Origin of the sequence: Nonomuraea sp. NPDC049784 (assembly GCF_040659615.1) — a bacterium.
In the GTDB taxonomy this organism is placed as follows: Bacteria; Actinomycetota; Actinomycetes; order Streptosporangiales; family Streptosporangiaceae; genus Nonomuraea.
Map to the genome: position 1 here is coordinate 1 of NZ_JBFAMX010000363.1, position 10,171 is coordinate 10,171.

9 protein-coding genes are annotated in these 10,171 nt (G+C 69.0%); 4 read left to right on the forward strand and 5 right to left on the reverse strand.

Annotation, left to right across the window (positions count from 1 at the left end; genetic code table 11):
• The 4 genes from AB0J09_RS43000 to AB0J09_RS43015 form a co-directional block, all read right to left on the reverse strand.
• Positions 1-1,641: tetratricopeptide repeat protein (locus tag AB0J09_RS43000; protein ID WP_360704507.1), on the reverse strand; the 1,641-nt coding region annotated here is incomplete at its 3' end.
• Positions 1,642-1,906: 265 nt separating this feature from the next.
• A complete protein-coding gene (locus AB0J09_RS43005; protein WP_360704510.1) occupies positions 1,907-3,169 on the reverse strand; it encodes a DMT family transporter in 1,263 nt (420 codons plus the stop codon).
• A 268-nt stretch (positions 3,170-3,437) separates the two neighbouring features.
• On the reverse strand, positions 3,438-3,926 hold the full coding sequence (locus AB0J09_RS43010) for a GNAT family N-acetyltransferase (RefSeq protein WP_360704513.1): 489 nt from the start codon (positions 3,924-3,926) through the stop codon (positions 3,438-3,440).
• Complete coding sequence (locus AB0J09_RS43015; RefSeq protein WP_360704516.1) at positions 3,923-5,473, reverse strand: XRE family transcriptional regulator; 1,551 nt, start codon at positions 5,471-5,473, stop codon at positions 3,923-3,925. Before AB0J09_RS43015 ends, AB0J09_RS43010 begins: the two co-directional genes overlap by 4 nt.
• Before the next feature lie 279 nt (positions 5,474-5,752).
• Here AB0J09_RS43015 and AB0J09_RS43020 point away from each other — a divergent pair, with 279 nt between their 5' ends.
• From AB0J09_RS43020 to AB0J09_RS43035, 4 genes are all read left to right on the forward strand, one after another.
• Complete coding sequence (locus AB0J09_RS43020; RefSeq protein ID WP_360704519.1) at positions 5,753-6,037, forward strand: hypothetical protein; 285 nt, start codon at positions 5,753-5,755, stop codon at positions 6,035-6,037.
• 432 nt (positions 6,038-6,469) lie between these two features.
• A complete protein-coding gene (locus tag AB0J09_RS43025; RefSeq protein ID WP_360704522.1) occupies positions 6,470-7,447 on the forward strand; it encodes a mechanosensitive ion channel family protein in 978 nt (325 codons plus the stop codon).
• Between the two features lie 9 nt (positions 7,448-7,456).
• Positions 7,457-7,837 carry a globin gene (locus AB0J09_RS43030; protein WP_360704525.1) on the forward strand — a complete coding sequence of 127 codons (381 nt, stop codon included), beginning with the start codon at positions 7,457-7,459 and terminating at the stop codon, positions 7,835-7,837.
• A 17-nt stretch (positions 7,838-7,854) separates the two neighbouring features.
• A complete protein-coding gene (locus AB0J09_RS43035) occupies positions 7,855-9,363 on the forward strand; it encodes a glycoside hydrolase family 13 protein (RefSeq protein ID WP_360704528.1) in 1,509 nt (502 codons plus the stop codon).
• Here AB0J09_RS43035 and AB0J09_RS43040 read toward each other — a convergent pair.
• Positions 9,358-10,171, reverse strand: an 814-nt coding sequence (locus AB0J09_RS43040) for an MFS transporter (RefSeq protein WP_360704531.1), incomplete at its 5' end; no start/stop codon positions are given. The two genes, AB0J09_RS43035 and AB0J09_RS43040, sit on opposite strands and share 6 nt — an antisense overlap.

A 10,171-nucleotide genomic window follows, 5' to 3' on the forward strand; every position in this document is an offset into this window, starting at 1 on the left:
CACGATCTTGCGCTTGCCGATCGGCTTCTTGAGCTTGACCGTCGTGGTCTTCTCGATCGCGATCATGATGCACGACACGTTCCTGGCCTTGGGCGGCTCGGGCTGCAGCTCGATGGCCTGGGAAAGGTCGTCCACCGCTCCCTCCAGATCCCCGGCCGCGTACCGCAGCACCCCCCGGTTCCCCCAGGCGGCCGCGAGCCCGGGCGCGCGCTCGACGGCCAGCTCCAGCGCCTCCCGCGCCTCCCCGAGCCGCCCCGCCGCCGTCTCCAGCTGTCCCAGCACCGTGAGCAGGTGCGGGTTGCCCGGCGCCAGGACGAGCCCGGCGGCGACGTCGGCCCTGGCCTCCTCGTCCTGGTCCGCGGCGGCCAGCAGCCCGGCCCGGTTGATGTACGCGTCCAGGTAGGCGGGATCGAGCTCGATCACCCGGGCCAGGTCGGCCAGCGCCTCCTCGATGTCCCCCCGCACGGTACGCAGCTCCGCCCGGTTGTAGTAGGCCTCGGGCAGCGGCGGCCCGGCCCGTATGGCCCGCTCGAAGTCGGCCAGGGCCTCCTCGTGCCGGCTGAGCTTGAACAGCAGGTTCCCCCGCTCCAGGTAGTAGTCGGGGAAGGCGGGATCCAGCGCGATCGCGGCCGTGTAATCCTCCAGCGCCTCCTTGACGTGCCCGAGAGCGGCCAGGAGCTGCGCCCGGTTGGCCAGCAGCACCATCTTGTGCAGCGGATGCCGCTCCCCCAGCTCGCCCGCCAGCTCGATGGCCGACTCGACCAGCGACAGGGCGGCGCCCAACCGGCCGTGCCGCAGCTCGATCAGCGCCAGGCCGTTGCGGTCGAAGCCCAGCTTGAACGCCCGGTCCAAGGGCTCTGGCAGCAGGCTGGAGATGGCGATGGCCTCGTTGATCCAGCGTCTTGCCCTGCTCAGGTCGCGACGCGCGGGGTCGGGGTCGCGGGCGTCGAGCATGGCGGTGCCGTACGCGCTGGCGGCGTGCATGGCCGGGTCCTGGCTGGCCGAGCGCACCCGGTCCCACACCGCCCGGGCGTCGTCGGTGCGGCCGAGGCCACCGAGCGCGGTCGCGGTGCGCTGGGCGAAACGCCACCAGTGCTCGCCGCCCGGCTCGGTCCGCGACATGCCGCGCTCCCCCAGCTCCGCGGCGGCGTACAGGAAGCCGTCGCGCATGCACCGGTCCACCAGGGCCCACAGCTCGTCCGCGCCACGGGTGTCGGGCGGGGGCTCGGGGCCGCCGGAGTACAACGTGATCGCGAGCGTTTCGGGCGGGATGCGCCGCATCATGACGTCGAGCAGCTCGGTGTCCGTCGGGTCCGCCTCGGCGCCGTTGCACACCGCGATCGCCTCCCCGGGGTGTACGGCGTCACGGAAGAACTCCGCGAGCCCGTTGGCCAGCCGCAGCGTACGGCGGGGCGCGGGCACGAGGATGCGCTCGTCGTCGGACAGGCCGGCGTCGATCGTGACCCGCCTGGCCGGCACGAGATCAGCCAGCTCGGGCGCCGCTGCCCGGATCTCGATGTCGTGGGCCGCCACCAGGTCACCGTCCCGTTCCAGAGCCCGCGGCACCAGGTGACGCAGCAGGGCGGCGGCGACAGTGTAAGGGCCGCGCGGCCGGCGATGTCCGTCGATCAACGGCGTCATCAGCCGCGCGGCCCTCCCTTGGGCGGGTGGTTCGCCCTGCACCCTGAGATGGGACCTCGCCTCAGTCACCCCTTGTGAATGACGCTGGAGCTCCCTGCGAGCCGCGCGGTGCCTGGCTTGCGGACAACGATGCGCTTCATGACGTACCTCTCCATTGGGGTTAATTCACCATTATTAGGGCACCCCGCCGAATATCAAGCTTTATGGTGAATAAGTGAGAGGTCAAAGGATAAAAAGCGCTGGCCTTTTGATTGTCACTTCTAACCTATTGGGAACGAAACCAGCGGGGCGATGCCTTCGTCCGGGCCTGCTCGGCTTCTTCCATCAAGTCACATAGGCACCGCCCGAGCAACGTGACCGACTGGCAGCACCCCACCCCCGGCAGGCCCCGAGCCCGCACGATGACCGTGGCCCGCTCGATCAGCCGCTCGAGGCTGGGCTCCGCACCGCCCTTGAGCGAGCGGGTGTGCCAGGGGCACGACCCGGTGTTCATACAGGCACTTTTGTCGATGTACGGGGCGGGACCGCCGGGGAACCGCAGCTGATCTACACGCTTGATCCTCAGGTCGGCCAGCGCCTTGGTCGCCCGCGCCGTGACGGCGAGGAGGTCCCGCTTGCCCTGGGAGCGCTCCTGCCCCAGGGAGGCGGTCCTCGAGGGGAGGGCGAGCAGCATCGCGCCGGCCATCAAGCCGCCACCGACGATCATGCTCCAGCCCACCTGCTCGTGGAACCAGATCACCGAGATCGCCGCCACCCAGAGGGGCTGCGACGACATCAGGATCGCGCTCGGCACCGCCGGCACGTGCGCCTGCCCGTACGAGCGGGCCAGGAACCCCAGCGCGCACGACACCACGGCCAGATGCCCGAGTATCAGCCAGTCGGGGCCGCTCGACGGCACGGCGAACCCGTCACGCACGGCGACGACTCCGGTGAGAAGGCCGATGGTGAAGAGCTGGATCACGGTCAGCGCGTACGCGTGGAAGCCCGACCCGCGCTTGGACAGCTGCGCGAGCAGCAGCGTGTGGCCGGAGTAGAGGGCGGCAGCGGTGAGCGTGACCCCGAGCGCGAGCACGGAGACCTCGCGATCCTCCACTCCGCGCAGCAGCGTGAACACGGTCATGCCGGCCAGCGCGAGCACGACCCCGGCCCAGATCCGCCATTGCACCTTCGCCTTGAACACGACGAGCGCCAAGATGGGCGTGATCACCACGCCGCAGCCGACGGCGAAGCCGGACAGGGAGGACGGCAGGCTGTGCAGCGCGATGGCCTGACCGGACTGTCCGGCCCCGAACATGACCCCGAGAACGACCCCGTTGATCCACGTCTTACGTGGCAGCCCCCGAAGGCAGCCCGGCCGAATGAGGAGGAGCGTGAGTGCGGCGATCAGGTAGCGCTCGGCGAGCAGATCCTCGACCGCTAACCGGTGGATGAGATCTTTCATCAGCGGAAACGCCGACCCCCAAGCGGCGCTGACGAACAACAGAAGCACAGCTCCCGTAAGGGGGCGGGGAGCGGGCACGACTGCCATGGCAAAAGCATCTCACTACTATTCGCAGCCGCAGATGTACAGGGCGCAGCCGGTGAGGTTCCTCTACAACTCGGTGTTAAGAGCCTCACCCGCGGGTTCGTACATCCATATCCGGGGCCGTTTTAGAAACGGCAGTCACCGCCCGATGCGGCAGGTGACGGAAGAAGCCCCGGCGGGAGAACACGCCGGGAGAGCCGGGAATGGTCACCGGGGAAGATGGGTGCACGGCCCCGGAGGGGTGAGGTTGGGGCCCGTGCGAGGAGGGATTCTAGAGTTCGATGACCGCGGGAGGGATCAACCGTTTCTCACCGTAGACGACGGTCAGATCACCGACCCGCTGTCTGGAGAGCTCGCGCCATCCCCGGCGCTCGTACAGCGCCAGCGCGGCCCCCTGGTTGAGCGTGGTGTCGCCTCTGAGGCGCTCGAAGCCGAGCTCCGCCGCGCGCTGTTCAAGCGCGTGCAGCATGGCCGCGCCGAAGCCGCGCCGCTGGTGCTCCGGATGGACTCGCAGCCGGCAGATCTCGGCAGTGCACGTGTCGACGGGTTTCAGGCCGCCCATGGCGACCACCCGAGCGTCCACCTCGCCGACCAGGAAGTCGCCGCCGCAGGCGACGTAGATCTCCTGGATGCGCGGGAAGTCGTCGTCGTAGTAGACGCCGTCGCCCGGCATCAGTCCCACCTCGGCGAGGCAGATCCGGTGGAGCGCGAGAATGGTGTCGAGATCGGACCAGCGATAGCGCCGGATCTCCAACGTCATGCACCGCCCGCCTTCAGCTGGGCCCTGGGCCGACGCAGCTCGGCCCTGAACTCCTCGAGTTTGGAATGGTTGGCGTCACGCGCCATGATCGCCTGTTCGAGCGCCAGGGCGGGACGCATGATGAAGTCGGTCAGATATTCGTCACTGACCATCCGCAGCGCCCGGGTGCCGATGTCCAGCGCGGAGTCGAGCTCGCCGTCGATCAGACGGCACTGGGCCTGGTCGAGCCGGATCAGCGTCTGGTCGAGGATGTGGTCCTCGTACTTCTCCAGCGCCTGGTCGAGCACCACCTCGGCCTCCAGCGTCTGGCCGAGCTTGGTGAGCACGTCGCCCTGGTAGAAGTAGAGCTGCTTCTCCGTGTAGCCGAAGGCCATGTCTTCCTGGTCTTCCGTCCGCATGTGGGAGAAGGCGTTCCTGGCCCGGGCCAGCGCGCGTTTGGCCTGGTCGACGACCTCTTTCTTGCTTTCCTGGCCGGAGAGCATGGCCAGCGCCCTGGCCTCGACGACCGGCGCCATGGCCTGCGCGGGGCAGGGCGTGGAGCCGGCGAGGTCGCGGCTCTTCTTCGCCAGGTTGAGCGCCTCGCGGGCGTCCCCGAAGTAGAGGGGGACGAGCGACTCGCGGGCGGTGATCCACGCGCGTAGCGCGCGGTCGCCCGTCTCGTCGGCCGCGGTGCGCCCGGTCCTGAAGAAGGAGCGGGCCAGCCGGTGGTCACCGAGATTGATCATGATCATGCCACTCAGTCCCGACAGCTGGGCCGCCATCCTCAGAAGGCGGTCCTGCAGGTCGATGGGCTGGCGGCGGGACATCGCCGTACGCACGGCGCTCATTTCGAGCAGCACGTCGCACAGCAGCCGCAGCGGGGCCGTTGTCGTGTATTGACGGCCGAAGCTGAGCGTGGCCTCCTCCCACTGGTCGAGCATCGCGGCCGACACGGTGGCCGACACGAGCGTCTCGTCCATCCGGCGCCTGATGCCCTCACAGGCGCCGAGGATGGGCCCGTCGAGCGTGGTGACCAAGCGGGACTCGGGGTTGAGCAGGTTGAGCAGCGTGCGGCGGAGGATGTTCTCGTCCTCCTCGGCCTCCGGCTCCGTGACCATCGGCTTGAGCAGCAGCTCACGCTCCGTCGGCAATAACGGCCGCTCCTTGACCTCGACACCGGACACCAGCGCCAGGCGGTGTCCGCGGCCGCAGATGCACGGCCCGTCGTAGCCGAGCTCATGCGGCTCGACCCGGTAGACGGTGCACAGGTAGTGCATGTATTCGGGCCCTGGGCGCTTGAGACCGCTTTCGTAGGCGGACAGCAACGTCTCGCCGATGCCGGGCATCGACTTGTCGTCACGCTCGAACAGGGCTCTGATCTGCTCGACGACGTCTGCCAACGCGATGCCGTAGGAAAGGCGGTGTGCCTTGATGCGGCTGGTGCCGAACTGTGACGTGCACTGCTCATGGATCTCGTCAGCTACCTGGGCAGAAGTCCGCCCGGCGGCCAGGCCCTTGGCTCTGATCCGCCGGGCTATCTCCGTTTCCCTGTGCTGTCTGCCGGCCATCCCGGCCCCTCTCGCGCGTGTCTCGACCGGTCCACAACTGGTGACTCAGCGTAGCGTCCACGTCGCTGTGCGCCTACCCATGAGTGTGAACCAATGTCGGCAGGATGGAAACGCCCGTGCCCAAGCCTACGGTTAAGGATCGTCCTCCGAGGGACTGTTTCTTACAACCCATGAGGTAGAAGCAACTCCCTGTGAGCGGGGGACCACCGTTGCGCGCGCCGTTGACATGAGCCATCTTTGGCGCACCAGCCAGATTCCCGAAGAGGGAGGGGACTAACGGTGGGGGACGACAACTTCGAGCATCTGAAGCGTCTCGTGTCAGAACTCGGCACTCACGGACTGCTCGCGCGAGTGGTCCAGACACAGGGAGGACGCACGTTCGCCCGGGTCATCAACCCGAACGCGACGAGCCTGTCGGAGAACGTCACCTGTCGGTCCACGAGCACATCCGACATGCAGGACTGGTGGTACTGCTGGTCCTGGGGCGAGCGGATGCACAAGGCCGACGACCCGGCTGGGGCGGCCACGAAGGTCGCACGCGTGCTGGCCGCCGTGGGGGAGTGACGACGCGGTGACCCGGGTGGAGCGCAGCCACCACGGCTCACCGCACCCACGACGGCGTCAACGGAGCCGGCGGGGCGGCCGGTGCGGAGGGTTCCCGTATGCCGGAGCCCTGGTCGCCCCGCCGGTTCCGGCCCAGGCGCGGCCCAGCGTGCCGCGCCCGCGCAAGAGCCACCCGCCCGGTCCGCCGGGCGGGTGTTCGGGGGATCCCTCCCGGAACCGGCACGGGACATGCTTCCGGGTGCGTGTCCCGTCTCGAGCCGTCCGTCATCGGAGCGTCCACTCTCTCCCTCCGCGGCCCAGAGAGCGGGCAACCCCGTCTTCCCCGGCGTGATGTGACGGCGGGCGGTCCGGCCGGCTGTATTTTTGGAGCGAAACGGTCCAAGCAGCCGACCGAACCGCTTCCGGAGGGGGATCCACCCAGTGCTACCGCTGGTGACACAGTTGCCACCACTCGCTTTCCCGACGGTCCTGTCGGACGTGGACAAGATGACCCAGGCAATGGGCGCGACGTGCCAGAACGACGCGATCTGCTCTACGTTCGTCGGGCTGTTTGACAACGCGGCCTGGGCGCCTCTGGTGGCCAGCGCGATCACCATCGTCCTGATCATCGTGCTCGCGTTCGTGCTCCGCAATCTCGTGCACCGGGTCATCACGAGAGTGGTCAACCGCGCGGCCACAGGTGGGTCGATCACCAACAGGTTCCGTAAGAACGCGGCCCCCGACGGCATCGACGCGCTGCTGCACGAACGGCGCAAGCAGCGGGCCGAGACCATGGGCTCGGTGCTCAAGCACGTCGCCTCGATCGTCGTCCTCGGCACCGCGGTACTGACCGTGCTCGACCGGCTGACGATCCCGATCGCGCCCCTGCTGACCAGCGTCGGCATTCTCGGCGTGGCCATCGGCTTCGGCGCGCAGGAGCTGGTCAAGGACTTCATCGCGGGCATGTTCATGCTGCTCGAAGACCAGTACGGCGTCGGCGACGTGATCGACGCGGGCGCCGCGGTCGGCACGGTCGAGGCGGTCACCCTGCGGGTCACCAGGCTGCGCGACGTCGACGGCCGCGTCTGGTACGTCCGCAACGGCACCATCACCAGGGTCGGCAACGAGTCGCAGGGATGGTCGCGCGCCTACGTCGACGTACCGGTGCCCTACGACACCGACGTCACGAAAGTGCGGGTGCTGCTCGAGCACGTGGCGGAGGAGGTCTGGGCCGACTCCGAGTTCCGCGAGAGCAAGATCGTGGAGCAGCCGCAGGTGTTCGGCGTGGAGCAGCTGTCCGACAGCTCGCTGGTCTTCCGCATCTCCGCCAAGACTCTCCCCTCGGCGCAGGCGGAGGTGTCGAGAGAGCTCAGGATCAGGGTCAAGGCGGCGATCGACTCCGCCGGCATCGCCTTGGTCGCCACCGCATAGGGTATGAACGTGAGCGAGACCTCCTTCTATGACGCCGTTGGGGGCGAGGACACCTTCCGGCGCCTCGTGCACCGCTTCTACGAGGGGGTCGCGGAAGACCCGCTGCTGCGGCCGCTCTACCCGGAGCCCGATCTGACGGGCGCCGAGGAGCGGCTGAGGGGCTTCCTGATCCAGTACTGGGGCGGGCCCAACACCTACAGCCAGGAGCGCGGCCACCCCAGGCTGCGCATGCGGCACATGCCGTTCGTGATCGGCGAACCCGAGCGGGACGCGTGGCTGCGGCACATGCGTGACGCGGTCGACTCGCTCGATCTGCCGGAGGAGCAGGAGACCAGGCTCTGGGACTATCTGGTCTACGCGGCCCACAGCCTGGTGAACTCACCTACATAACGGGCATGACACGCCACATGGATATCCCCTGGTGGCGTGATGCCGTCGTCTACGAGATCTACGTTCGAAGCTTCGCCGACGCCTCAGGAGACGGCGTCGGCGACCTGGCCGGGGTGCGCGAGCGCCTGCCGTACCTCCAGCGGCTGGGGATCGACGCCATCTGGCTGACGCCGTTCTACCCCTCCCCCATGGCCGACGGCGGTTATGACGTGGCGGACTATCGCGACGTCGATCCGCTGTTCGGCTCGCTGGCCGACTTCGAGTCCCTGGTCGCCGACGCGCACGACCACGGGCTGCGGGTGCTCGTCGACGTCGTGCCCAACCACAGCTCCTCCGAGCATCCCTGGTTCCAGGCGGCGCTGCGGGGCGAGCGGCGCGACCGGTACATCTTCCGCGACACCACCAACAACTGGCAGTCCACGTTCGGCGGACCGGCCTGGACGAAGGTGGCGGACGGGCAGTATTACCTGCATCTCTTCGCTCCCGGGCAGCCTGACTTCAACTGGCGCAATCCGGAGGTGCACGCCGAGTTCCTGGACATCCTGCGGTTCTGGCTGGACCGGGGCGTCGACGGATTCCGCATCGACGTGGCGATGGGGCTCTACAAGGCCGAGGGGCTGCCCGACGTGGGCGACCAGTCGTTCAAGTCGGTCTCGCCGGTGTGGGGACAGCCCGAGGTGCACGACGTCTACCGCGACTGGCGCAGGCTCCTGAACGGCTATCCGGGCGAGCGGATGGCCGTGGGCGAGGTGTGGACGGACAGCTCCGAGGACCTCGCCCTCTACGTGCGCCCCGATGAGCTGCACCAGAGCTTCAACTTCGCCTGGCTGCAGGCGCCGTGGTCGCCGACGGCGTTCAAGAAGGTCATCGACGACACACTGGCCGCCGTGCCGTTCGCGACGTGGGTGCTGTCCAACCACGACGTCGTACGCCACCGCACCCGCTACGAGGCGGACGATCCGGGGGCCGGCCTCGCTCGGGCCAAGGCGGCGCTGCTGACGATGCTGGCGCTGCCCGGCTCCGCCTACCTCTACCAGGGCGAGGAGCTGGGGCTGCCCGAGGTGATCGACCTGCCCGACGAGGCCAGGCAGGACCCGGTCTTCTTCCAGTCCAAGGGTGAGCTGCCCGGGCGCGACGGGTGCCGGGTGCCGATCCCGTGGACGGTGGACGCCCCCTCGTACGGGTTCTCGTCCGGCGGGGTCGAGCCGTGGCTGCCGCAGCCCGCCACGTTCGCGGAGCTGAGCGTCGAGAAGCAGGAGGGGGACGCCGGCTCGACGCTGGAGTTCTACCGCCGGGCCCTGGCCTGCCGCCGTGACCTGGGCAGATCAATTCCTTATACCTTGGAGTGGCTGGATTCTCCCGAAGGTGCGCTTTTCTTCACCCGTGGCTCGCTGACCTGCGCCATCAACTGCGGTCTCGGACCGGTGCACCTGCCTGAGCACGATGCCGTGCTGCTGTCGAGCGGACCGCTAAAGCGGGGCCTGCTGCCACCCGACACGGCGGTGTGGCTGCGACGCGACTCATAACCCTCGCGGGCGCTCACCACGGAAGGGGATGACGGGCAACGACAGCAGCGCGCACGCCAGGCCCGCCGCGAAGCCCGCCCCGAACCCCGCGTGCTCGATCACCACGCCGGCCAGCGGTGTGGCGACCAGAGAGACGGTGTTCTGGATGGTGTTGTGGGTGCCGAGCACCCTGCCCGCCCAGGCGGGCCCGGCCAGCTCGCCGGCAGCGAGGTAGGCGAGCCCGTTGCCGGCCACGGTCATCACCGCGGCCAGCGCGAGCATGGCAGGGCCGAGCCAGGTACCGGCGAGCGTGCCGGCGACCAGCAGCACGAGCACGCCCAGATTGGCGACGGTGATCAGCAGCAGGGGCCGCATGCGCAGGCCGGTCCTGTCCGACCAGCGCCCGACCGCGATGCGTACCGCGGCCCCGCCGATGGCCGCGACCCCGAACAACTGCCCGGCCCCAACGCTGTCCCAGCCGTACAGGCGCACCAGGCAGGTCACGCCGTACGTGCTGACCACGATCTGCGGCACCACGTGCAGGGCGCTGGTGGCGTGCACCCGCCACAAGGCGGGCTGCCGGTACGGCGTGCCCACCGGCGCCGACCCGGACCCGGCGAGCTCGTGCGGCGGCTCGGCCAGGAAGAGCGCGGCCAGCACGGCGGCCACCAGGCTGACGGCGGCGCAGACGGTGAGCACGCCGGGCAGGCCGTGCGCCCGCGCGACCGGCGGCAGTACGAACGCGCCGACGGCCATGCCCAACGTGAAGGAGACCTGGCGCAGGCCCATGGCGACGCCGCGCTCCGGCGGCTCGAACCAGCGCAGCACG

Bases quoted from the DNA above. Each gene is read 5' to 3' on its own strand.
- AB0J09_RS43010 (WP_360704513.1), bottom strand. From the start codon at position 3,926: ATGACGTTGGAGATCCGGCGCTATCGCTGGTCCGATCTCGACACCATT.
- AB0J09_RS43035 (WP_360704528.1), top strand. From the start codon at position 7,855: ATGGATATCCCCTGGTGGCGTGATGCCGTCGTCTACGAGATCTACGTT.
- AB0J09_RS43015 (WP_360704516.1), bottom strand. From the start codon at position 5,473: ATGGCCGGCAGACAGCACAGGGAAACGGAGATAGCCCGGCGGATCAGA.
- AB0J09_RS43005 (WP_360704510.1), bottom strand. From the start codon at position 3,169: ATGGCAGTCGTGCCCGCTCCCCGCCCCCTTACGGGAGCTGTGCTTCTG.